The organism is Anaerotruncus sp. 1XD42-93 (assembly GCF_009917605.1).
Lineage (GTDB): Bacteria > Bacillota > Clostridia > Oscillospirales > Ruminococcaceae > Anaerotruncus.
On sequence record NZ_QZEG01000244.1, the window covers coordinates 1 to 531 of the forward strand.

Sequence of the window (531 nt, forward strand, 5' to 3'; positions counted from 1 at the left end):
ACCGGTTGCCGCCGCACTCCGCGCCCTCTACCAGCAGGAACTGGACGGATTCTCCCACGAACCGGCACAGCTAAAGGAACAGCCAGCAGAGAAACAGCCGGATTTGGGGAATCCTCCCGCACCGGAACCAGCGCCGCGAATGACTACCACCCCTGTCACCCGTTATCCGGGCGAACAGAACCACCTGCCCTATGATGTGGAGATTCATACCCTGCACATAGAGAAACCGGAACCCACCCCACCCCAGCCGACCGCCGGGAACTTCCGTATCACCGACATACACCTGGGCGAAGGAGGGCCGAAAGCAAAGTTTCGGGCCAATATGGACGCAATCAATCTCCTGAAAGAATTGGAGTTTGAAAAACGGCAGGCCACGCCGGAAGAACAGGAAACCCTTTCCCGGTATGTGGGCTGGGGCGGTCTGTCAGACGCTTTTGACGAGAACAAGCCCACCTGGGCAAAGGAGTTTGCGGAACTCTACGCAACGCTGTCCCCGGAGGAATATGAAGCCGCCAAAGGGACCACCTTAAA

The 531-nt window shown here is 58.0% G+C and carries 1 protein-coding gene; it reads left to right on the forward strand.

Translation table 11 applies throughout. The annotated features are described in order from the left end of the window. Positions 1 to 531 (forward strand): hypothetical protein (locus tag D5269_RS19095; RefSeq protein WP_166545258.1); only part of this gene is annotated, 531 nt, incomplete at both ends.